Below are 20113 nucleotides of genomic sequence, written 5' to 3'. Positions count from 1 at the left end.
GGCTTTCCAATGAAACGTGAATTAGCAATCGAGTTCTCCCGCGTGACTGAAGCGGCCGCCCTGGCTGGGTATAAATGGCTTGGCCGTGGCGATAAAAACCTCGCTGACAACGCCGCCGTTCAGGCGATGCGCATCATGCTTAATAACGTCGATATCGATGGCACCATCGTGATTGGCGAAGGGGAAATTGACGAAGCGCCAATGCTGTATATCGGCGAAAAAGTCGGAACAGGCCGCGGCGATGCCGTGGATATCGCCGTCGATCCTATTGAAGGTACCCGCATGACGGCAATGGGGCAATCCAATGCACTGGCCGTGCTGGCCGTCGGCGATAAAGGCTCGTTCCTCAATGCGCCGGATATGTACATGGAAAAAATCGCCGTCGGGCCCGGCGCAAAAGGCGCGATTAATCTGGATCTGACGCTGGCGGAAAACCTCGCAAATGTTGCCCGGGCGCTGAACAAACCGCTGACCGAGCTGACCGTAGCCGTGCTGGCGAAACCGCGTCACGACGAGGCGATTCGTGAAATGCTGGCGGCCGGTGTGCGGGTTTTTGCCTTCCCGGACGGCGATGTGGCAGCCACTATTCTCACCTGCATGCCGGACAGTGAAGTTGATGTGTTGTATGGCATCGGCGGCGCGCCGGAAGGGGTGATTTCCGCCGCAGTGATCCGCGCGCTGGACGGTGACATGCAGGGCCGCTTACTGGCACGCCATGACGTGAAAGGCGATACCCCGGAAAACCGCCGCATAGGCGAAGAAGAGCTGACACGCTGTCAGGCGATGGGCATTGAAGCAGGCAAAGTGCTGCAGCTGGATGATATGGCGCGTAATGACAACGTGATTTTCTCTGCGACCGGCATTACCAAAGGTGATCTGCTGGAAGGCATCAGCCGTCAGGGAAATATGGCGACGACCGAAACGCTGCTGATCCGGGGTAAATCCCGCACCATCCGTCGTATACGTTCGACGCATTATCTCGACCGTAAAGACGCCGCATTGCACGCGTTTATCATCTGACGCGAGACAAGAAAGGCAAAAGCAGAGCACCTGGCTCTGCTTTTTTTTCACCTGAGGAGAGGCTTAAACCCTATGCCCTTGCTCCTGAAGACGATTCGACATCGGCCACCAGCACAGCAAAATCAGTAACGACATCGCAAACATCAGCAACCCCAGACTGAACTGACCGGTTTGCGGCAACATCGCCGATAACCATGCCACCAGCCCCGATCCCATATTTTGTAATCCGCCCACCAGCGCACCAGCCGCACCGGCGAGATACGGGAAAGGCTCCATCGCGCCGGTGGTCGCCAGCGGGAATAACATCCCTGCACCAAAGAAGAACAAGGAGGCCGGAACGATCAACGTCCAGATGTTCATGATGCCCAGCCAGCCAGGGATCCACATTGTCAGCCCCGCCAGCAGACAGCTGATCACAGAATGCCACATGAGCTGCTGGAAACTTTTCTCAGACCGACCGGCATACCAGGCGCCAAAAAATGCCGCCGGGATCGGCAGAATAAACAGAATACTGACCATGACGCCGCTCAGCCCGAGAACGCCGCCCATCAGCACGCCACAGCTGGCCTCAAACACCGCCACACCGGCCAGCGCACCCACCAGCATCACCAGATAACGACTGAAGTTACCGTCCGCCAGCAGCAAGCGCAGACTGCTGAGCATTTTACGAGGCTGATGGTCAGCAGTGAATTCAGGGCGGGTTTCCGGCAACCAGCGGTACATTGAAAATGCAACGCCTGCGCAAAGCATCAGCAGAAAACCAAAGCTGGCGCGCCAGCCTAACCATGCAGACAGCGCGCCACCAATCACTGGCGCGAGCAACGGGCTGATGAGAATCCCCATATTCAGCAAACTGTTGGCGTGGCGTAACGCCCCACCACTGTAAAGGTCACGCGGCATTGTCCGCGCCATCACGCCCGCCACGCCGGTTCCCATTCCCTGCACCGCACTGGCCACGATCAGCATATTGAGGCTGGAGGACATCATCGCGCCCGCGGCACCCACCAGAAAAACCATCAACCCGGCCAGGATCACCGGCTTGCGACCAATGTTGTCTGACAGTGGCCCATAGACCAGCTGCGAAGCCCCGTAGGTGATCAGATACGCAGCCATCACCCGCTGCACCGCGCCGGGTTTAACCGACAGACTGGTGGCCATATCGGCGATATTCGGCACATAAATGGTTTGCGCCATCTGACCGACGGCCACCAGCAAAATCAACATTACCAGCAGGTGAATGTTTTCCAGATTTTTCATTTTTCAGTTCATTATCAAATGGAGTAGGGAAAGTGCAGAATAAATAACCGGTAAATCCGTTTATCTTACGGCGGCGCATAAGTTAACAAATTAAGATGAATAAGCGAGTGTTGCGGCAAACTCTCCGGTGCAACGGCTGGCAGCAAGGGGAGCCACTGGTGTAACGCACAGTGTACGAATTTCGACAGCAGATAACGGCAGAGGAACAGGCTGATAACATTTAACCGATAAGGGATCGGAAAAAATTGAAATAAAATCAGCACCTACATTCGGTAATCAAAAAAGACGGGAGTTTTTATGGCTGACTGGGTCACGGGAAAAGTCACAAAAGTTGAGCACTGGACGGATAATTTGTTCAGCATCACGGTCAATGCGCCAGCCGATCCTTTTACCGCAGGTCAGTTTGCGAAACTCTCTCTGGAGATAGGTGGCGAGCGGGTACAGCGCGCCTATTCCTATGTAAACCCCCCTTCCAGCGCTGATTTGGAGTTCTATCTGGTCAACGTGCCGGAAGGGAAGCTCAGCCCTAAACTGCACGTCATGCAGCCCGGCGACGAGATTCAGATCACCAAAGAGGCCGCAGGATTTTTCGTGATTGATGAAGTTCCGGAATGTGACCAGCTGTGGATGCTGGCCACCGGCACCGCCATCGGGCCGTATCTGTCCATTTTGCAGGAGGGCCAGGGGCTGGAACGTTTTAAACACATCGTTCTGGTTCACGCCGCGCGTTTCTCCGCCGATCTCAGCTATTTGCCTCTGATGCAGGAACTACAACGCCGTTACGAGGGCAAACTGCACATTCAAACCGTCGTCAGCCGGGAAGAAATCTCAGGTTCACTGTCTGGCCGTGTACCGGCGCTGATTGAAAGCGGTGCGCTTGAGGAGGCCGTTGGCCTGAAAATGTCAGCGGAAGACAGCCACGTTATGCTGTGCGGAAATCCTCAGATGGTGCGCGATACCCAGCAGGTTCTGAAAGATACCCGGGGCATGCGCAAACACCTGAAACGTAAACCGGGCCATATGACCAGCGAACATTACTGGTAGGTTTCGCCGCAACGTTATTTGAATTTGACCTCGTCCGGCTCCGGGCCAAAGCGATTTGTGCCCGGCGTACCCACGAAAGCGCCACAGTCGACGATCAGCATGATGAAAATCACCGAAGGCGCCAGACGGCCTAATACCCAGCTCCATGTCTGCGGCATGGCTGCCGCCCAGTTTCCGGCCACCAGCATCCATGCCAGCACAAACAACAGCGCCCACCATGCCGATTTATTACGGTCATGCAACCTTTTCACCAGCACAGCGGCGGTCGGCCACAGTAAAACCACCAGTGCAAATCCGGCAGACTGATAGGTGACCCATCCCTGTGCAGCAAAGAAAAAATCTGCCGCCATCAGAATCAGCCAGCTGACCATCCAGAGCCAAAAATCCCGTCGGCCCATGCGGCCATTAAAAGAAAACAGTGCGTGCTGTAACGTCATTGACAATCAGTTCCGTAGAAGACAATGGGAGTAAAAAGTGAAGCCGGAGCGAGTGTAACCCAGCGATCGCCGCCATGAGAATGTTTACGGTCTCCTTTTGACATTACCCCCTGATCCCCGCTTTAATCGGTCTATACAGAGAGGATAAGAAAAATACTATGAATGCTGCAAAATCCATTTTATCTCTGGCGCTACCGGTTTTGCTGACGCTCGCAGGCCCGAACATTGCCCTTGCCGATCCGCCCGCTGAACATTCTGGCGCAGAAGAGATGCCGAAAGCACCTTACCTTTTGGCCGGCGCCCCGACGTTCGAAACAACCCTGATCAACTTCCGGGCAAAGTACAATGAAGCCAATCCAACGCAACAGATTGGTGAATTCCGCTCGATAAATGAAAAAGCGGCCAACAGCCCTCTGACCCGCGCGGCCAGTAAAATTAATGAAAATCTGTATGCCTCTACTGCACTGGAAAAAGGCACCGGTAAAATTAAAACGCTGCAAATCACTTATCTTCCTATCCAGGGGGCAGAAGAAAAGGCCGCCCGCACTCTGGCGATGAGCTATATGGCTAACCTGATGCGCCAGTTCGATGCCACCCTTTCGACAGAGCAAAGTGTGGCAAAAGTGGCGTCGTTGATCCAAAAAGGGAAAGGCCAGCAGTTTTATCAGCAGGAAGTTGGCGCGGTCCGTTTTGTGGTTTCGGATAATGGCGAAAAAGGCCTGACGTTTGCCGTTGAGCCGGTCAAGCTGGCCCTGGCTGAGCCATGAGATGACGGTTTTTAATGACGAAAAGCAAAGCCTTTATCTTCAATGATCTCTATACTGTTGCACAGGTAATCTGCTTGTTTGGCAGAAATTTTAATCGACATTCGCGTCCCCTTTTGGAGGAAAAAACATGCGACATCCATTAGTGATGGGTAACTGGAAGCTTAACGGTAGCACCCACATGGTTAACGAACTGATTGCTGCTCTGCGCACTGAACTGAGCACGGTCGAAGGTTGTGGCGTTGCGATTGCTCCACCAGAAGTTTACCTGTCACAGGCTAAACACGCTCTGGCTGGCAGCCGCATTGCGTTGGGCGCTCAGAACGTTGACGCTAACCTGTCCGGCGCATTCACCGGTGAAATCTCTGCCGACATGCTGAAAGATATCGGTGCGAAATACATCATCATCGGTCACTCAGAACGCCGCACTTACCACAAAGAAAGCGATGAGTTCATCGCCAAGAAATTCGGCGTGCTGAAAGACGCTGGCCTGATCCCTGTTCTGTGCATCGGCGAAACTGAAGCAGAAAACGAAGCAGGTCAGACTGAAGCCGTTTGCGCTAAACAACTGGACGCCGTTCTGACCACCCTGGGCGCAAAAGCGTTCGAAGGTGCGGTTATCGCTTACGAACCCGTATGGGCGATCGGTACTGGCAAATCAGCCACGCCTGCCCAGGCTCAGGCTGTACACAAGTTCATCCGTGACCACGTTGCAAAACAAGACGCTGCGGTTGCTGAACAAGTGATCATCCAGTACGGCGGTTCTGTTAACGCGGCTAACGCGGCAGAACTGTTCACTCAGCCAGACATCGACGGTGCACTGGTTGGCGGCGCGTCACTGAAAGCAGATGCTTTCGCTGTGATCGTTAAAGCGGCAGCTGAAGCTAAACAAGCGTAAGCCTGTTTCTTTCGCGCACAAAAAACCCCGGCACGCCGGGGTTTTTTATTGCCTGAATTTACTGCTCGGCATTAACGCTTAGAGATTTGGTCGAAAATCCCGTCTGTCGCGAAGTGCTCTTTCTGTGCCTGAGCCCAGGTGCCTGCAACCTGATCAATGGTGAACAGCTTCAGTTTAGGGAATTCAGACGCGAACTTTTTCTCTACTTCAGGATCACGTGGACGATAATAATTTTCCGCCGCGATAGTTTGTCCTTCCGGTGAATACAGGTATTTCAGATAAGCGTCCGCTACGGTGCGACTGTCACGCTTGTCGACCACTTTATCCACCACAGAAACTGTCGGTTCAGCCAGGATTGACTCACTCGGTGTCACAATTTCAAACTTGTCTTTGCCGACTTCCTTGGTCGCCAGCAGCGCTTCGTTTTCCCATGCGATCAGCACATCACCGATACCGCGCTCAACGAAAGTGTTGGTTGCGCCACGGGCGCCGGAATCCAGCACTTCGACGTTTTTATACAGCGCTTTCACAAAGTCCTGCGCTTTGGCTTTGTCATTATTGTTGTGATGCAGGGCATAACCCCACGCAGCCAGATAGTTCCAGCGTGCGCCGCCTGACGTTTTAGGGTTCGGCGTAATCACTGACACGCCCGGTTTGATCAAATCATTCCAGTCATGAATTTGTTTCGGGTTGCCCTTACGCACCAGGAACACAATGGTGGAGGTGTAAGGCGCGGAGTTATCCGGCAACCGGGTGATCCAGTTCTTATCGATGCGACCACGTTCAGCAATCGCATCAACATCATAGGCCAGTGCCAGGGTCACAACATCTGCTTCAATACCATTGATGACCGAAGTGGCCTGCTTGCCCGAGCCGCCGTGAGACTGGCGTACTGTGACCGTGTCGCCGGTTTTTCCCAGCCAGTATTTGCTGAAGGCTTTATTGTATTGCTCATAGAATTCGCGGGTTGGATCGTACGACACGTTCAGAATCTGAATGTCTTTGGCAATCGCCCCTGTTGCTACCAGCAGTAAAGCCAGGCCTGCACCCCATTTACGCATCGCACTCTCTCCCAGAAGTAGTTTCTATGAATTTCATTTGTTTGGTCTGATGAAGAGAGCCTGCCAGAGAAAAAGAAAACGAATAAAGAATAAAAGGTTTTTTACTATTACTTTATGGAATAACCAGAAAGCAGGTCAAAAAAAACCTCCCGTTAAGGAGGCTCTTTCACACAAGTAAAATTCTGTTTTAGAACAGTTTTTTCGCTGTGTCGTACCAGTCTTCTTTGAATTTACTTTTCTTGTTCTCTGGGGAAATACACACAGAGATTAATTCATGAACCATTTTCTCGTTTTCAACACCGACGCAGAAACCGCCATGGGTGTAGTCACGGCCTTCTTCCAACAGCAGGTCGACGGCATAAGCGCCCATGCGGGAAGCCAGGATACGGTCGTAAGCGACTGGCGCACCACCGCGCTGGATATGGCCCAATACGGTGCCACGCGTTTCACGACAGGTTTCTTTCTCGATGTATTTAGCCAGCTCATCGATATCATCTAACTTTTCAGTGATAGCAACGATGGCGTGCTTTTTACCTTTCGCGATACCGGCTTTAATTTCAGCAACCAGATCATCACGTTTGAATTCAACTTCAGGAATAGCGATAAACTCGCAACCACCGGCAATGGCAGCTGCCAGAGTCAGGTCACCGCAATAACGGCCCATCACTTCCACGATAGAAATACGCTGATGTGAAGAGGAGGTATCACGCAGGCGGTCAATCGCTTCTACCACAGTACCCAGCGCAGTGAAGAAACCGATAGTGTAGTCAGTACCCGCTACGTCGTTATCGATAGTTCCTGGCAGGCCGATGCAACGAATGCCGCCTTCTTTCGTCAGCAGGTCTGCACCTGCGTAGGAGCCATCACCCCCGATCACCACCAGGCCGTCGATACCGCGATCTTTCATATTCTGCAGGGCAACTTTACGCATGTCCGGATCGCGGAACTCAGGGAAACGCGCAGAACCCAGGAAAGTACCACCGCGGTTGATCATATCTGACACGCTATAGCGGTCCAGTTTTCTCATGCGGTTTTCATACATGCCGAGGTAGCCATCTTCAATACCGAAAACTTCCAAATCTGCCGATAAAGCCGCACGCACAACGCCACGGATCGCAGCATTCATGCCTGGGGCATCGCCACCGCTTGTCAGTACACCAATTTTTTTGATCATGACTACCTCTGAACTTGTAGATGCAATTTCTTAAGAATTTTGAGCCTGCCTGTTGGGCGAATTTACTTTAAGCAGCCAAAGGGCTTATTAGCGTTTGAGCCTATAGTATAACAAAACACCGGAGCTGAATTGATTCAAGTCAGCAAGAACTCGCTTACAACGCTCTGTACTTCGCAATTTACTGATTCATACGGCTTTTACAACATATTTCCCGTTCGTTACAGACAGATTTCCAGCTTGTTAATTCAGCTTTATGAGAAAGAGGGCAAACTCAGGACAAAAAAAACCCCACCTTTCGGTGGGGGAAGACAGGGATGGTGTCTATGGCAAGGAAAAACAGGGATCTTACTCGGTCGTGCTGGTACTACTCGTCTTCTGGGCAGAAGAGGGTTGTAAGCCAGATAACTGCATTTGCATTTGTTTAATGCGCTGCTCGTGTTTCTGGTTCAATACGTTTTTTTGCTCAGGCGTCAGCAGATTAAACATCTGATTGCGGATGCGGGCCATTTCAACCTGTCGATCCACCTGCTCCTGAGCCATCAATTCGGCTTGCGCCCGAACAGCCTGCTGATCGAATTTCTCAGCGGTAACCAGTCGGTGCATTGTTTCTAACTGTTCTACATTAATATCAGGCAAATCTTTACGCGCCTGGTGCATGAGGTCACGCATTTGCTGTCGTTGTTGCTCCGTCAGATTTACACCATCAAACATGGTGTTGCGATCCTGAGGCTTCTCCAACATCGTGCTATTATGTTCTGCTGGCATCGCCGACATCGGTTTTGCACCCTCTGCTAAAGCGACACCTGAACCCAGTGTCAGTAGCGTGGCCAAACCCAGTGAAGCTGCCTTAAACATCACACACTCCTAAAGTCTTTATCGCTTATCGCGAATCATTGAAAAGCAGTCTAAACCTGCTGCTGCAAACAAGCGTCAGTGCTTGTAAAAGTACGTAAAGTCATGGAATAGCGGCAATTGATGACGTATTTTGCGTCTAGAGGTAAATACAATGAATAAAATTTTGTTAGTTGATGATGACCGTGAACTGACTTCACTTTTGAAAGAATTGCTCGAAATGGAAGGCTTTAATGTTGTGGTTGCTCACGATGGTGAGCAGGCATTAGAGAAAGTTGATAACACCATCGATCTGCTGTTGCTTGACGTCATGATGCCGAAGAAAAACGGCATTGAAACCCTTAAAGAATTACGCCAGCGCCATCAGACGCCGGTGATTATGTTAACCGCTCGCGGCAGTGAATTAGACCGTGTTCTTGGCCTCGAACTGGGTGCCGATGACTATCTGCCAAAACCGTTTAATGACCGTGAACTGGTTGCCCGCATTCGGGCGATGTTGCGTCGTTCCAACTGGAGTGAACAACAGCAAACCAATGAGAACAACGGTTCCCCTACGCTGGAAGTGGATGGCCTGCAACTTAACCCGGGGCGTCAGGAAGCCAGCTTCGATGGTGAGGCGCTGGACTTAACGGGTACCGAATTTACCCTGTTGTATTTACTGGCAAAACATCTCGGTCAGGTGGTTTCCCGTGAACATCTGAGTCAGGAAGTGTTGGGTAAACGTCTGACGCCGTTTGACCGCGCGATTGACATGCATATCTCGAATTTGCGCCGTAAATTGCCCGACCGTCAGGACGGACATCCGTGGTTTAAAACCTTGCGCGGACGCGGCTATCTGATGGTTTCTGCTTCATGATAAACAGCCTTACGGCACGCATTTTTGCCATTTTCTGGTTCACATTAGCCCTGGTGTTAATGTTGGTACTGATGGTGCCGAAACTCGATTCACGCCAGATAACGCCGTTGCTCGATAACGAACAACGGCAAGGCCTGATGATTGAACAACACGTCGAAGCTGAGCTGGTGAACGATCCGGCAAATGATTTGATGTGGTGGCGCAGATTGTTTCGCGCAATTGATAAGTGGGCTCCGCCCGGCCAGCGTTTGCTGCTGGTCACCAGCGAAGGTCGTGTGATAGGCGCACAACGCAATGAAATGCAGATTGTGCGTAACTTTATCGGTCAGTCTGATAACTCAGATCGTCCGAAAAAGAAAAAATACGGTCGTGTTGAAATGGTTGGCCCGTTCTCAGTTCGGGACGGCGAAGACAATTACCAGCTCTATCTGATGCGTCCGGCCAGCAGTTCTCAGTCTGATTTCATCAACCTGATGTTCGACCGCCCACTGTTGCTGCTCATCGTGACCATGCTGATAAGCGCCCCGCTGCTGCTTTGGCTGGCGTGGAGTCTGGCAAAACCGGCGCGTAAGCTGAAAAATGCGGCAGACGACGTGGCGCGGGGAAATCTGAAACAGCATCCGGAGCTTGAAGCCGGGCCGCAGGAATTCCTCGCTACCGGCGCCAGCTTTAATCAGATGGTGAGTGCGCTCGAACGCATGGTGACGGCACAGCAACGCCTGATTTCGGACATCTCGCATGAGCTGCGAACACCTCTGACGCGTCTGCAACTGGCTACTGCGCTGATGCGCCGTCGTCACGGTGAAGGTAAAGAGCTGCAACGCATCGAAAACGAAGCCCAGCGTCTTGATAGCATGATCAATGACTTACTGGTGCTTTCACGCAGTCAGCATAAGAATGAGTTGTCCCGGGAAACGCTGAAAGCCAATGAATTGTGGGCTGGCGTGATTGACGATGCGCAGTTTGAAGCCGAGCAAATGGGCAAAACGCTGGAAGTAACGTCACCTCCGGGTCCGTGGAAACTCATCGGTAATGCGGCTGCTCTCGACAGTGCACTGGAGAATATTGTGCGTAACGCCCTGCGTTATTCACATCACCATATCGCACTGAATTTCGCCCACGACAGTGACGGGATCACCATTACCGTAGACGATGATGGTCCTGGCGTCAGTGAAACCGACCGTGAACAGATTTTCCGTCCGTTCTATCGCACTGATGAAGCGCGGGATCGCGAGTCTGGCGGTACCGGGCTTGGCCTGGCTATCGTCGATACGGCCGTTCAGCAGCACCGTGGTAAGGTCAGGGCGGAAGACAGCCCGTTGGGTGGCCTGAGACTGATTATCTGGCTGCCACTGCACCAGCGTTAAGTTTCTGCTATTCTGCGTCCCTCTATCAGGGGGACGCATGCTTAACATCGTTTTATTTGAACCAGAAATCCCGCCAAATACCGGCAACATTATCCGCCTTTGTGCCAATACCGGCTGTCAGCTTCATCTCATCGAACCCCTGGGTTTCGGCTGGGACGATAAGCGTCTGCGCCGTGCCGGGCTGGATTACCATGAATTCGCCAATATCAAACATCATGCGAATTACGACGCCTTCCTCAGCAGCGAAAATCCACAACGCCTGTTTGCACTGACCACCAAAGGTACGCCCGCGCACAGCGCCGTCAGCTATCAGGACAATGATTTTTTGGTGTTCGGCCCCGAAACCCGCGGCCTTCCGGCATATATCTTAGATAACCTGCCCGCCCGACATAAAATCCGCATTCCAATGCTGGCAGAAAGCCGCAGCATGAATCTGTCGAATGCCGTTTCGGTGGTGGTGTATGAAGCGTGGCGCCAGCTGGGATACCCTGGCGCATTACTGAAGGAATAACGGGGCAGCAAGAGAAGAGAATGGCATGCAGAGGCATGCCATCAAAGTGTCAGATCCCATCTCCGAATTCGAAACCCTGCACAATACCGTTAAAGTGCTGATCCATATCCATTGAAGGGCGTTCGCTCTCCGGCCTGCCGACGATGCGTGCCGGCACACCTGCTGCGGTGGTGTGTGCGGGTACAGACTGCAATACCACTGACCCCGCGCCGATTTTTGCACCCACGCCAACTTCAATGTTACCGAGAATTTTCGCGCCTGCGCCAATCATCACACCTTCACGAATTTTCGGGTGGCGGTCGCCGCAAGTTTTACCGGTACCGCCGAGTGTGACCGATTGCAGAATCGAAACGTCATTTTCTACCACGGCAGTTTCACCAATCACAATCCCGGTGGCATGGTCGAGCATGATGCCGCAACCAATGCGTGCCGCCGGGTGGATATCCACGCCAAAGGAAACGGAAATTTGATTCTGGAAATATATCGCCAGCGCTTTGCGGTCCTGCTTCCACAGCCAGTTGCCGATGCGATAGGCCTGCAACGCATGGAACCCTTTCAGGTAAAGCAGCGGGGTGGAATATTTGTCGACGGCGGCATCGCGCTGATGCACCGCCAGGATGTCGCGCGCGGCAGAAAGGATCATTTGTTCATCGTTGCGATAGGCTTCTTCGACAACTTCACGGATCGCCATCGCAGGCATGATCGGGTTACCCAGCTTGTTGGCAAGGATGTAGCTCAGCGCGCCGCCCAAGGTTTCATGCTTAAGTAACGTCGCGTGGAAGAAGCTCGCCAGCATAGGTTCACACTCAGCCAGTGCTCGCGCCTCTGATTTAATGTTATTCCAGACCAGCTCTAATTCTTCTAACGACATCACTGTTCCTTACGACTTTGCAAGTTCGGATAATAAAAAGCCGCCCTGTCGGGAACACCAACAAGGTGGCTATTCTTCTCATTCGCCTGTCAGTGGCTGTGTTTTTCGTCCTTGCTCGCACGGGCAAGTAAACTAATTGCGGCCTCACGGGCATCTTTACCGCAGTAAAGCACCTGATAAATCTGTTCCGTGATCGGCATTTCAACGTTATTACGCTGCGCCAGAGCCCGCACTTCTTTGGTATTGCGGTAACCTTCAACAACCTGGCCGATGGTGTCCTGAGCGGTCTGAACATCCTTGCCTTGCCCCAGCATAATGCCGAAACGGCGGTTGCGGGACTGGTTGTCTGTGCAGGTTAACACCAAATCACCTAAACCTGCCATGCCCATAAAGGTGGCAGGATCGGCGCCTAAAGCGGAACCTAAACGCGTCATCTCCGCCAGACCACGGGTAATTAACGCCGTTCTGGCATTGGCACCAAAGCCAATACCGTCAGACATCCCGGCTCCGATGGCAATCACGTTTTTAATCGCCCCGCCCAGCTGCACACCGATAAAATCAGGGTTGCTGTAGACACGGAAGCTTTTGCCGCAATGCAGCAACTGCTGTAAATCTTCGGCAAAACTGGCATCGGTCGCCGCCAGAGAAATTGCCGTTGGCATACCCGCCGCCAGTTCTTTGGCGAAGGTTGGGCCGGAGACAACCGCTAACGGAATAGCATCACCCAGCTCTTCACGCGCGACATCCTGCAACAACCGACCGGTTTCTGCTTCAAGACCTTTCGTCGCCCACACGACTCGCGCATCAGGGCGCAGATGTGGTTTCAGCTGACGCAGCACATCACCAAACACATGGCTCGGCACAACAACCAGCACATTACGGCTGGCCGCTAACGCGACGGACAGATCAGTCTCAAGCAGTAAATTGTCAGGGAAAGGGACATCAGGAAGGAATTCCTGATTACAACGGGCACGTTGTAAGGCGTTGATGTGGTCGGGATTGTGTCCCCACAGCACAACGGGATGGCCATTTCTGGCAAGAGTAATTGCTAAAGCGGTGCCGTACGATCCGGCACCGATTACAGTCATTGACGCATTGACGGTTTTCATCAGGCATCCTGATGTGGTTCAGCACCTTCGGTTTCAGCTTGCTGTTGCAGATAGTTCATGAACAGCGCGTCGAAGTTAACAGGTGCCAGATTCAGTTGCGGGAAGGTGCCGCGGGAAACCAGGCTGGTGATGCACTCACGGGCATACGGGAACAGGATGTTCGGGCAATATGCGCCCAGGCAATGTGCCATCTGGTTGCCATCAATACCGGAGATGCTGAAGATACCGCCTTGCTGAACTTCGCACAGGAACGCCGTTTCGTCGCCCAGTGAAGAAGTTACTGTTACACGCAATACCACTTCGTACACGCCTTCAGCCAGCTGGCTGGATGCGGTATCAAGATCCAGTTTCACTTCTGGTTGCCAGTCTTGCTGGAAAACCTGAGGTGCATTTGGCGCTTCGAAAGAGATGTCTTTGGTGTAAATACGTTGGATCTGAAAAGCCATCTCGGTGTTGTTTTGTTCTGACATGTGAGTAGTACCCTTGAGTTAATAGTCCTTTTAAACACTTAACGAAAATACGCTGCCGCCAAATTAACCCAGCAACGGGTCAAGGCCACCGCGTGCATCAAGTGCATGTAAATCATCGCAACCGCCAACGTGCTGTCCATCGATAAAAATCTGAGGAACGGTGGAACGACCGCTACGGGCGATCATTTTTTCACGTTTATCTGCATCGCCATCAATGGCAATTTCATCGAATGAAGCGCCCTTGCTGTTCAGCAAAGCTTTCGCACGATGGCAATAAGGACAGGTTGCCTTGGTGTAGATTTCAATTTTAGCCATGTGTTCCACCTCTAAGTCGTAGATTTTAATGCCGTTGCGATTGGGCTGATATCTTACTTACCGCGCGCCAGTGGCAGGTTTTCACCGCTCCAGCCGCTGATGCCTTCTTTCAACGTGAACACACGCTCAAAACCGGCGGCGATCAGGCCTTCAGCTGCAGTACGGGAAGTTTGGCCCGTTGCACACACCACGATGACCGGCTGTGCTTTGTGTTTTGTCAGCTCACCCAGATTGTTGCTTTTAATGTCTGTGGTCAGCACATTTAAAGAGGTGGCGATGTGGCCTTTGCGGAACTCTTCACGCGTACGCACATCGACAACGACGGCATCTTCTTTGTTGATCAGGCGGGTTGCTTCACCACGGGTGATCTCTTTCACTTTAGAAAAACGTGTTTTAAAGGTGGTCACAATTACTGCAATCAGTAACGCAACCCACGCCAGGCTGAGAACCGGATGCGCACTGATGAATGGCATAATATCTTGCATGGGGTGTAGCAACTCCCGTCAGTTGGGGGAAAATTCAAGGCTTCAGAGTATACCTGCGCGTCGGAGCAAATACAGCCAGTATGCGCGGGCTAATGCCACAATCTGCGGCACATCCCGAGAAATTAGCACGCCTTTATGGCGAAAGTTAACCCTCACCTCACCCCATCTTTGATCTCTCACGGCTATTCACCTTTCCCGCTGAGGTAAAATCAGCCCGCGTAAATGTCCATAGCCGCGCTCGTTTCCCCCGTTGAGCCGGCGAGGCTATTGAGCATTTCATCTTTCAAACTGAGGTCAATTGACATGTCGAGCAACAAAAAACCGATGGTTCTGGTGATTCTTGATGGTTACGGCCATCGTGAAGAGCAACAAGACAACGCCATTCTGAATGCCAAAACACCGGTGATGGATTCTCTGTGGGCGACCCAGCCTCATACACTGATCGCCGCATCCGGCCTGGACGTTGGCCTGCCTGACGGCCAGATGGGTAATTCTGAAGTCGGCCATGTCAATTTAGGCGCGGGTCGCATTGTGTATCAGGACCTGACCCGCCTTGATAAAGAGATCAAAGAAGGCGATTTCTTTAATAATAGCGTACTGACTGCCGCTGTTGATCGCGCCGTCAGCGCGGGCAAAGCCGTCCACATCATGGGTCTGCTGTCTGCAGGCGGCGTGCACAGCCATGAAGACCACATCATGGCGATGATTGAACTGGCAAACCGTCGCGGCGCAAAAGCGATTTATCTGCATGCATTCCTCGATGGCCGTGATACACCGCCGCGCAGCGCAGAATCCGCTTTAAAACGCTTCTCTGAAAAATTCGCTGAAATCGGTACTGGCCGTATCGCCTCCCTTATTGGCCGTTACTACGCCATGGATCGTGATAACCGCTGGGATCGCGTACAACTGGCCTATGACCTGATGACACAGGCAAGCGGCGCGTTCACCGCCGATACCGCGTTAGCAGGCCTGCAAGCTGCGTATGCCCGCGATGAAAATGATGAATTCGTGAAACCTACCGTCCTGCAAACCGCCGGTGAAGAAACCGCAGCCATCAACGATGGCGATGCGATGATCTTCATGAACTTCCGTGCTGACCGTGCACGTGAAATTACCCGCGCCTTTATCAGCCCGGACTTCGACGGTTTTACCCGCGAAAAAGTGATTAACTTCGGCGATTTCGTGATGCTGACCGAATATGCCGCTGACATTGATGCTGCCTGCGCCTACCCACCAGCGTCGTTGAAAAACACCCTGGGCGAATGGCTGATGGCGCATGACAAAACGCAACTGCGCATCTCCGAAACCGAAAAATACGCCCACGTCACCTTCTTCTTTAATGGCGGGATGGAAGATGCGTTTACGGGTGAAGATCGTATTCTGGTGAAGTCACCGAACGTCGCCACATATGATTTACAACCGGAAATGAGCTCTGCTGAACTGACAGACAAACTGCTCGGCGCCATCGCCAGCGGTAAGTACGACGCCATTATTTGTAACTACCCGAATGGCGATATGGTCGGCCATACCGGTGTATACGAGGCGGCAGTCAATGCGGTGGAAACGCTGGATAAATGCGTCGCGCAGGTTGTTGATGCAGTGAAAGCCGTCGGCGGCCAATTGCTGATCACCGCTGACCACGGTAACGCAGAGCAAATGCGTGATCCCGCGACCGGTCAGGCGCACACCGCGCACACCAGCCTGCCGGTTCCACTGATTTATGTGGGTGGCAACGCAGTGGCAGTGGAAGGCGGCAAACTGTCTGATATCGCACCGACCATGCTCTCACTGATGGGAATGGACATTCCGCCAGAAATGAGCGGCAAACCGCTGTTTATCGCGCGTTAATTTCCAAAAAAGCGCTGAAACACAGGCGTATCAGCTCAGGCTGGTACGCCTTTTTTGTTTGTGCATCAGCCGGTTGATTAGTGTTACGATACGGCCAGGGACAGCCATATTGTCTATCATCCACGGTCGACAAGCGGAAAAAAGTTTGAGCAAATTCATTCATTTCAGCCTGATGAGAAATCGCCTTTCCGCTTCGGACAAGGGCGCATCCGCCTTCCCATCTTCAGCCTTATTACTCTGTGCCTCATTACTGACGCTTTCCCTGAATGCCCACGCTGATGACAATAAAGATCAGCTCAAAACCATTCAGCAAAACATCGCAGAAAAAGAAAAAAGCGTTAAGCAGCAGAAACTGCAACGCGGCACGTTGCTGCAACAATTGCAGGCGCAGGAAAAAACCATTGCTTCAGCCAGCAGCGAACTTCGCGGTACGCAATCCACGCTAACCACGCTCGGTAAAGAGATCTCCGGGCTGACGGCGTCTATCGACAAGTTGCAGAAACAGCAAAAAACCCAGGAAGCCATCCTCGCCAAACAGCTCGATTCCGCTTTTCGTGTGGGCCAGCATAAAGGTCTGCAACTGCTACTCAGCAGCGAAGAAAGCGAACGCAGCGAGCGGATCCTGGCGTATTTCGGCTACCTGAACGAAGCCCGGCAGAAGAGCATCGAAGAACTGAAACAGACGCGCACCACGCTTGGAGAACAGCGGGTTTCTCTGCAATCCAAACAAACCCAACAGAAAAGCCTGTTAGGCGAGCAGCAAACCCAGCAGCAAAAGCTGGAGCAAGCTCGCTTAGCACGTAAGAAAACGCTGACGGCGCTGGAATCCTCTTTGCAAAAAGATGAACAGAGCCTGACTGAGCTGCGCGCCAACGAATCCAGTCTGCAAAACAAAATTGCCGCCGCTGAACGTGCGGCAAAAGCCCGTGCAGAAAAAGAAGCACGCGAGGCCGCGGCGGTCAGGGCCAAAGAGCAGCAGGCGAAGAAAAAAGGGTCAACCTATAAACCTACCCAAAGCGAGCAATCACTCATGGCGCGTACGGGCGGGTTGGGCAGGCCATCAGGCCAGAATATGTGGCCGGTGAATGGTTCGTTGATACACCGTTTCGGCGAACAGTTACAGGGTGAACTACGCTGGAAAGGCATCGTGATTTCAGCGCGTGAAGGCAGTGATGTCCGGGCGATCGCTGAAGGCCGCGTCATTTTGGCAGACTGGTTACAAGGCTATGGTCTGGTTGTGGTCATTGATCACGGCAGGGGCGATATGAGTCTGTACGGATACAACCAGGATGCGCTGGTCAGCGTAGGTGACCAGGTGAAAACCGGTCAGGCTATTGCCAAAGTAGGGAACAGCGGCGGACAAGGCCAGCCATCGCTGTATTTTGAAATTCGTCGTCAGGGCCAGGCCGTTAATCCACAGCCGTGGTTGGGAAGATAGCATTGCGATACAAAAAGTCCGTTTTAGTTGCCCTCTGTGGTACTGCGTTATTCGTTTGTCAGGTTCAGGCAGCGAAATTATCCATCCTGATCGATGACTTTGGTTATCGCCAGCATGAGGAAAACCAGGTACTTCAGATGCCAAAAGCGGTATCCGTCGCCATTTTCCCCAATGCCCCTGATTCGCAAATGATGATGAACAAAGCCCATCAGCAGGGACGTGAGATCCTCATTCACCTGCCGATGGCGCCGCTCAGTAAGCAACCGCTGGAAAAGGATACCCTCACGCCGTCAATGAGCGCGGCTGAGGTCAAACGTATCGTTGATCAGGCCATCCGCAATATTCCCTACGCCATCGGCATCAATAACCATATGGGCAGCGCGATGACCTCAAGCCGCAGCGGCATGGACAATGTCATGCAGGCGATGAATGCCCACAATCTGTTTTTTCTCGACAGCATGACTATCGGCAATACCCAGTCGGTCAATGCGGCTCAGGGAACGCGCGTGAAAGTCATCAAGCGCAATGTCTTTCTGGATGATGTGCAAAATGAGGGCGAGATCCGCCGTCAGTTTGAACGTGCCATTCAGCTGGCACGTAAGAATGGCTATGCGATTGCCATCGGGCATCCTCATCCGGCGACAGTAAAAGTGCTGCAACAAATGCTGCCGAATTTGCCTTCCGATATTGTTCTGGTTCGGCCAAGTGAGTTACTTAACGAGCCGGTACGCAGCTCATCATCAGCGGGTAAACCGCCGAAATCGACATCGGTAAAATCCACGAGCAAAGGCATCAGCGTGTGCCGTGTGAAACAGCCTGCTCCGCAGATTTACGCAGACACGATGTTTAAAGTTATCGGTGAAAGCCTGGCAACATTACCGGCTGTGGTATTCGTTGAACGTCAGTATCATATTTTGACCACGTCTGTGGGATCGGCACCGGTTGAGCCGCATGCCGACACCACACCCGAGGCGAAGAAATAAAACACGTACGCAACGTATTGATAAACAAGCTCATAGCGCCTAAAAGCAAATAGGTAGAGCTTAAAGAATTTGCCCCTTATAATGGGCGCTGCATGTTTTTGGATTCAGACTGCGCAGGGGCGCTCATAAATGGGACAAGATCGATCTAAAATTCTGCTGCTCGACAGCGGCAAAGAATGGGGAGGTGGCACTAACAGTATGTTAGAGCTGCTGAAAAGAATCGATCGGGAAAAATTTGAAATCAGCTGCTGCTTTTATAACGATTACGCGCGTGATAATGGGGAAACCATCAGCCAGATCCTGAACTCGCTGAATATTCCGGTCTTCTTCATTCCGCAGGTTAAGCAACCTGCATGGGCAAAAATCAGTAAAGAAGTGCTGCGTACCCTGTTTTTCTTCAGCAGTGCCTTGCGCCAGAAAGCCATTTACTCCATCGATAAAATCTGGCGCATCAATCCCAATATCCGCAAAATCCACTCCCTGCTGGAGCTTGGACAGTTCGACATTTTATATATGAATAATCAGCCCAGCTCTAACGTTGAAGGCTATTATTCCACCGCCGGTTTACCGACAGAAATTGTGCAGCATTGCCGCATTGAGCCGGTCCTTAACCGCGATGTCGTGCGGATTGTGAACAAGTTCTGCCACAGCATTATTTCTGTGTCTCAGGGCGTTCAGGAACAATTACTAAAGCGCGGCGTGCGCAGCGAATTATGTTTCACCGTTTTCAACGGCATTGATATTAATCAGCCGCTGCCTGATGGCAAAAATATTCGCCGGGAGCTGGATGCTAAAGACGATACCTTCATCTTTGGCAGCATCGGCTCTCTGATCAACCGCAAAGCCCATCACTTCACCTTGCTGGCGCTGGATAAATTCAACCGCGCCTTTCCTGAAGCAAAATGGAAGATGGTTTTTGTGGGCGAAGGCCCAAATTTGCGTCGCTTAATCCAGCAGGCTGCCAGCCTGAATATGATGGATAAAGTGGTATTCACCGGTTTTCAAAATAATGCGCTGGAATATCTTTCCGCTTTCGATGCCTTTATCCTGGGATCGAAAAGTGAGGGCCTGCCGCGTGTTGTTCTGGAATCTATGTTATTGAAAACGCCAGTGATTGGTTCCAATGTCACCGGCACGGCTGAGCTTGTGAAGAATACTGAAACGGGCATGTTGTTCGAGTACGGCGACGTTGAGATGCTGTTTAACCATATGAAAACGCTGTATCTCAACGAGCACCTCCGCCACGAGATCGCGCAGCGGGCGAACCTGAATGTTCGCGATAAATTTGCCATTGAGAAGTATGTCTCTGGCGTAGAAACCGTTTTAAGCAGTGTCAAAAAGAAACAAGGCTGA

At 52.1% G+C, this 20113-nt stretch carries 21 protein-coding genes; 11 read left to right on the top strand and 10 right to left on the bottom strand.

Going from position 1 to position 20113, the window contains the following annotated elements:
• Nucleotides 1–9: 9 nt before the first annotated feature.
• Entirely contained in the window at nucleotides 10–1020 is a 1011-nt protein-coding gene (gene glpX / locus ACQZQY_RS05480) for a class II fructose-bisphosphatase (RefSeq protein WP_136375877.1), read from the top strand.
• 63 nt (nucleotides 1021–1083) lie between these two features.
• Here glpX and emrD read toward each other — a convergent pair whose 3' ends face one another.
• The gene (gene emrD / locus ACQZQY_RS05475; protein WP_122097082.1) at nucleotides 1084–2277 is read right to left on the bottom strand and encodes a multidrug efflux MFS transporter EmrD; all 1194 of its coding nucleotides are present in this window, start codon (nucleotides 2275–2277) and stop codon (nucleotides 1084–1086) included.
• Between the two features lie 297 nt (nucleotides 2278–2574).
• Between emrD and fpr the strand changes: the two genes are divergently transcribed.
• The gene (gene fpr, locus ACQZQY_RS05470; RefSeq protein WP_421671662.1) at nucleotides 2575–3321 is read left to right on the top strand and encodes a ferredoxin--NADP(+) reductase; all 747 of its coding nucleotides are present in this window, start codon (nucleotides 2575–2577) and stop codon (nucleotides 3319–3321) included.
• A 14-nt stretch (nucleotides 3322–3335) separates the two neighbouring features.
• Here the strand turns inward: fpr and ACQZQY_RS05465 are convergent, their stop codons facing one another.
• A complete protein-coding gene (locus ACQZQY_RS05465) occupies nucleotides 3336–3758 on the bottom strand; it encodes a DUF805 domain-containing protein (protein WP_056774563.1) in 423 nt (140 codons plus the stop codon).
• Nucleotides 3759–3916: 158 nt separating this feature from the next.
• Between ACQZQY_RS05465 and ACQZQY_RS05460 the strand changes: the two genes are divergently transcribed.
• The gene (locus ACQZQY_RS05460; RefSeq protein ID WP_056774560.1) at nucleotides 3917–4525 is read left to right on the top strand and encodes a DUF1454 family protein; all 609 of its coding nucleotides are present in this window, start codon (nucleotides 3917–3919) and stop codon (nucleotides 4523–4525) included.
• Nucleotides 4526–4652: 127 nt separating this feature from the next.
• Nucleotides 4653–5420, top strand: a complete 768-nt coding sequence (tpiA, locus tag ACQZQY_RS05455) for a triose-phosphate isomerase (protein ID WP_122097084.1) — start codon at nucleotides 4653–4655, stop codon at nucleotides 5418–5420.
• Nucleotides 5421–5491: 71 nt separating this feature from the next.
• On the opposite strand, the gene ACQZQY_RS05450 is transcribed toward tpiA, so the two are convergent.
• The 3 genes from ACQZQY_RS05450 to cpxP form a co-directional block, all read right to left on the bottom strand.
• Nucleotides 5492–6481 (bottom strand): sulfate ABC transporter substrate-binding protein, encoded by a 990-nt coding sequence (locus tag ACQZQY_RS05450; RefSeq protein ID WP_056774555.1) that lies wholly within the window; start codon nucleotides 6479–6481, stop codon nucleotides 5492–5494.
• A gap of 187 nt (nucleotides 6482–6668) precedes the next feature.
• Nucleotides 6669–7655: a 6-phosphofructokinase gene (gene pfkA, locus ACQZQY_RS05445; protein ID WP_056774553.1), complete on the bottom strand. Its 987-nt coding sequence runs from the start codon at nucleotides 7653–7655 to the stop codon at nucleotides 6669–6671.
• A gap of 345 nt (nucleotides 7656–8000) precedes the next feature.
• Nucleotides 8001–8510 (bottom strand): cell-envelope stress modulator CpxP, encoded by a 510-nt coding sequence (cpxP, locus tag ACQZQY_RS05440; RefSeq protein ID WP_056774550.1) that lies wholly within the window; start codon nucleotides 8508–8510, stop codon nucleotides 8001–8003.
• Nucleotides 8511–8661: 151 nt separating this feature from the next.
• Here cpxP and cpxR point away from each other — a divergent pair, with 151 nt between their 5' ends.
• The 3 genes from cpxR to trmL are packed head-to-tail and all read left to right on the top strand — an operon-like array spanning nucleotide 8662 to nucleotide 11241.
• Entirely contained in the window at nucleotides 8662–9363 is a 702-nt protein-coding gene (gene cpxR / locus ACQZQY_RS05435; RefSeq protein ID WP_056774547.1) for an envelope stress response regulator transcription factor CpxR, read from the top strand.
• Nucleotides 9360–10730 (top strand): envelope stress sensor histidine kinase CpxA, encoded by a 1371-nt coding sequence (cpxA, locus tag ACQZQY_RS05430; protein ID WP_056774544.1) that lies wholly within the window; start codon nucleotides 9360–9362, stop codon nucleotides 10728–10730. The genes cpxR and cpxA overlap by 4 nt, the downstream gene beginning before the upstream one ends.
• 37 nt (nucleotides 10731–10767) lie before the next feature.
• Nucleotides 10768–11241 carry a tRNA (uridine(34)/cytosine(34)/5-carboxymethylaminomethyluridine(34)-2'-O)-methyltransferase TrmL gene (gene trmL, locus ACQZQY_RS05425; protein WP_056774541.1) on the top strand — a complete coding sequence of 158 codons (474 nt, stop codon included), beginning with the start codon at nucleotides 10768–10770 and terminating at the stop codon, nucleotides 11239–11241.
• Between the two features lie 49 nt (nucleotides 11242–11290).
• Here the strand turns inward: trmL and cysE are convergent, their stop codons facing one another.
• From cysE to ACQZQY_RS05400, 5 genes are all read right to left on the bottom strand, one after another.
• Complete coding sequence (cysE, locus tag ACQZQY_RS05420) at nucleotides 11291–12112, bottom strand: serine O-acetyltransferase (protein ID WP_056774538.1); 822 nt, start codon at nucleotides 12110–12112, stop codon at nucleotides 11291–11293.
• An 89-nt stretch (nucleotides 12113–12201) separates the two neighbouring features.
• The gene (gene gpsA / locus ACQZQY_RS05415) at nucleotides 12202–13221 is read right to left on the bottom strand and encodes an NAD(P)H-dependent glycerol-3-phosphate dehydrogenase (protein ID WP_056774536.1); all 1020 of its coding nucleotides are present in this window, start codon (nucleotides 13219–13221) and stop codon (nucleotides 12202–12204) included.
• Nucleotides 13221–13691 carry a protein-export chaperone SecB gene (secB, locus tag ACQZQY_RS05410; RefSeq protein WP_056774533.1) on the bottom strand — a complete coding sequence of 157 codons (471 nt, stop codon included), beginning with the start codon at nucleotides 13689–13691 and terminating at the stop codon, nucleotides 13221–13223. The genes gpsA and secB overlap by 1 nt, the downstream gene beginning before the upstream one ends.
• A gap of 63 nt (nucleotides 13692–13754) precedes the next feature.
• Nucleotides 13755–14006, bottom strand: coding sequence for a glutaredoxin 3 (gene grxC, locus ACQZQY_RS05405; RefSeq protein WP_056774530.1), 252 nt, complete (start codon nucleotides 14004–14006; stop codon nucleotides 13755–13757).
• Nucleotides 14007–14059: 53 nt separating this feature from the next.
• Nucleotides 14060–14491: a rhodanese-like domain-containing protein gene (locus tag ACQZQY_RS05400; protein WP_056774527.1), complete on the bottom strand. Its 432-nt coding sequence runs from the start codon at nucleotides 14489–14491 to the stop codon at nucleotides 14060–14062.
• 303 nt (nucleotides 14492–14794) lie between these two features.
• Here ACQZQY_RS05400 and gpmM point away from each other — a divergent pair, with 303 nt between their 5' ends.
• The 4 genes from gpmM (at nucleotide 14795) to ACQZQY_RS05380 (ending at nucleotide 20113) form a co-directional block, all read left to right on the top strand.
• Complete coding sequence (gene gpmM / locus ACQZQY_RS05395; protein WP_136376075.1) at nucleotides 14795–16339, top strand: 2,3-bisphosphoglycerate-independent phosphoglycerate mutase; 1545 nt, start codon at nucleotides 14795–14797, stop codon at nucleotides 16337–16339.
• Nucleotides 16340–16511: 172 nt separating this feature from the next.
• Nucleotides 16512–17777 carry a murein hydrolase activator EnvC gene (gene envC, locus ACQZQY_RS05390; RefSeq protein WP_238485073.1) on the top strand — a complete coding sequence of 422 codons (1266 nt, stop codon included), beginning with the start codon at nucleotides 16512–16514 and terminating at the stop codon, nucleotides 17775–17777.
• A gap of 2 nt (nucleotides 17778–17779) precedes the next feature.
• Nucleotides 17780–18760 carry a divergent polysaccharide deacetylase family protein gene (locus tag ACQZQY_RS05385; protein ID WP_390973807.1) on the top strand — a complete coding sequence of 327 codons (981 nt, stop codon included), beginning with the start codon at nucleotides 17780–17782 and terminating at the stop codon, nucleotides 18758–18760.
• Between the two features lie 129 nt (nucleotides 18761–18889).
• Complete coding sequence (locus tag ACQZQY_RS05380) at nucleotides 18890–20113, top strand: glycosyltransferase (RefSeq protein ID WP_056774513.1); 1224 nt, start codon at nucleotides 18890–18892, stop codon at nucleotides 20111–20113.

The organism is Rahnella sp. PAMC25559 (assembly GCF_050632365.1).
Taxonomy (GTDB): domain Bacteria; phylum Pseudomonadota; class Gammaproteobacteria; order Enterobacterales; family Enterobacteriaceae; genus Rahnella; species Rahnella rivi.
The sequence above is the reverse complement of the archived record's forward strand: the minus strand, read 5'-3'. Positions and strand labels throughout refer to the sequence as shown.